This is a genomic window from Metabacillus fastidiosus NBRC 101226 (genome assembly GCF_001591625.1).
Lineage (GTDB): Bacteria > Bacillota > Bacilli > Bacillales > Bacillaceae > Metabacillus > Metabacillus fastidiosus.
Genome location: NZ_BCVG01000208.1, coordinates 1 through 2,077 on the forward strand (window position 1 = coordinate 1; position 2,077 = coordinate 2,077).

General features: G+C 29.0%; 2 protein-coding genes. One reads left to right on the top strand and one right to left on the bottom strand.

Annotated elements, in window-relative coordinates; all coding sequences use genetic code 11:
- Positions 1-563: 563 nt before the first annotated feature.
- On the top strand, positions 564-1,040 hold the full coding sequence (locus tag BFA01S_RS21380) for a CarD family transcriptional regulator (protein ID WP_066235644.1): 477 nt from the start codon (positions 564-566) through the stop codon (positions 1,038-1,040).
- 695 nt (positions 1,041-1,735) lie between these two features.
- Here the strand turns inward: BFA01S_RS21380 and BFA01S_RS21385 are convergent.
- A complete protein-coding gene (locus tag BFA01S_RS21385; RefSeq protein WP_066235646.1) occupies positions 1,736-1,915 on the bottom strand; it encodes a hypothetical protein in 180 nt (59 codons plus the stop codon).
- Positions 1,916-2,077: the final 162 nt, after the last annotated feature.

Here is a 2,077-nt window from a genome sequence, read left to right on the forward strand (position 1 = left end):
ATTGATAAAGAAATGGATCTTGAATTGAGAAAAAAACGTGCTCTTTTGGTGAATAGAGAGATCCAAGAAGAAATTGAGGCTATTCTTGAAATCGAAAGTTAATTATTCAACTGTATTTATTGAGTCTAAGTTTCCTCTACGTCAGCAATTAGAAAAGGTGCAAGCCACTATTCCTCTCTTTTCATTCATGATTCATGTGAAGTAGCACGAATTAATAAGAAAGCCTCCTGATTAGGAGGTTTTTATTTTTCATCTAAATATAGTTTAAATTAAATGAGATTGTGAAGAATTGCACTTAAAGTAACAGGTAACGATTAGTGAACAAGGCAGTCGATTTTTGTGCAGGAAGGTTTTATATAGAATAATAATATTAAGATTAGTAGAGGTTTCAGAATATACGCGAAAAATTAACCTTCCCTTTATTGGTAATACGACACGATTCCTATTGTTTTTGCTTTTTCTGATTTTTTAAAAAAGTAGTTGACATTTAAAATAAATTTATGATATTATTAAAAATTTGATAAAAGATAATATATATGTTAAGGTTAAGAAGCTTACCATATATGGAGGTGGATTATTTGTTTCAAATTGGCGATAACATTGTTTATCCAATGCACGGAGCAGGTATAATTAAAGCCATAGAAGAAAAGGAAATCTCAGGGGAAAAACAACAGTATTATGTCATAAAAATGTTAATCAGTAATATGCAAGTCATGATTCCTACGGGTAAAATATTGAGTTCAAGTATACGCCCTGTTACTGACATAATTGCATTAATGCACATCATAAACATTTTTCATCATGGAGAATCAGATAGATTACTGCCGTGGAAACAAAGGTATAAAGTGAACACGGACAAAATAAAAACGGGTAAAATCCAAGAATGTACTGAAGTTGTACGTGATTTAATGCGTATAAAGAAAGAAAAAGCACTTAATACAAGCGAAAAAAAAATGTTAGATAACGCACATAAATTTTTGATTAGTGAACTGTCATTAATTAAAGGGATTACTGAAAATCAAATAAAAAGTTTCTGTTAAGATTAATTTAAGATAATGTATTACATCTCCCGAAAATATCCTGAATTTTTTGGGAATATGTTTATTATTAAAAGTAGATCTTTTCAAAGACATTCAACTTCTCCAACTCACCTTTAGAGCATTAACCTCTCTTGTTATTTCTACAATCTAATTCACTTTTATTATTTAAATTTCTTTTACGAACGTTTGAAGTTTCATCAAATAATTCTATAAAATAGTCACTTGATTTTTGCAATCCTGATTCACACTGGCACGGACAAGGAGCCGTAAGGATGAAAGAGAGGTAGGGCTTTCATTGTTTTAGGTATACAATATATTATTTAAGTCATTATTTCTAGAAGAAAAAACAATCAATCTCACCTCTATCTTTAAGAATTTTTCACATCTACTGAGACAGTGAACAGTAATTGTTTATCTTCCTTACGTAAAAGAGAAAAACGAATTGGTAACATGATATGGTCAACTACAAAAATGGTTTCCTGGTCTGGAAACCATTTTTTATTTTATTTACATAACATATTTATTTTAAAGTCTATAGTTTCCTAGTTTTCATTTCTAATAAAAATAAGGCTTTTTTTATTTAAAACGCAAAAAAGGTTCTTTTTTGCTGCCGATAATGTACCTTATGTTAACTAGATCAATATAAAAATACATAAAAAAGATACTCAAACATAATGAGTATCGCCATAATGACATTATATAAAGTGATTGCTAAAAGATTCGAGCCACTTTTTAAGGATATAGACATGTATCTCAAATTCTCCAAATTCTCTGTATGCTTTAGCCATGAATTTGCCTAATACACTACTGTTTTCCTCTTCTAATTGTTCTTCGATCCATTTATCAATCTCAATCTTTTTATATTGGTCTAACATTTTAAATCTCCCTTTGTAAGTAAAACATTCGTTATGAAAAATATACTTCTTTTTTATATTATCGGAAACATGTAAAAAGATTTGAGTATTAATCAGTCATAAGGAGCTTTAATTTGATAAACAGTTAAAAGGATCTTCAATCAAAGATCCCTTTGTACTTTT

What these genes read in the sequence shown, in the direction of transcription:
- BFA01S_RS21380 (WP_066235644.1), top strand. Translation starts at nt 564, where the DNA reads ATGGAGGTGGATTATTTGTTTCAAATTGGCGATAACATTGTTTATCCA.
- BFA01S_RS21385 (WP_066235646.1), bottom strand. Translation starts at nt 1,915, where the DNA reads ATGTTAGACCAATATAAAAAGATTGAGATTGATAAATGGATCGAAGAA.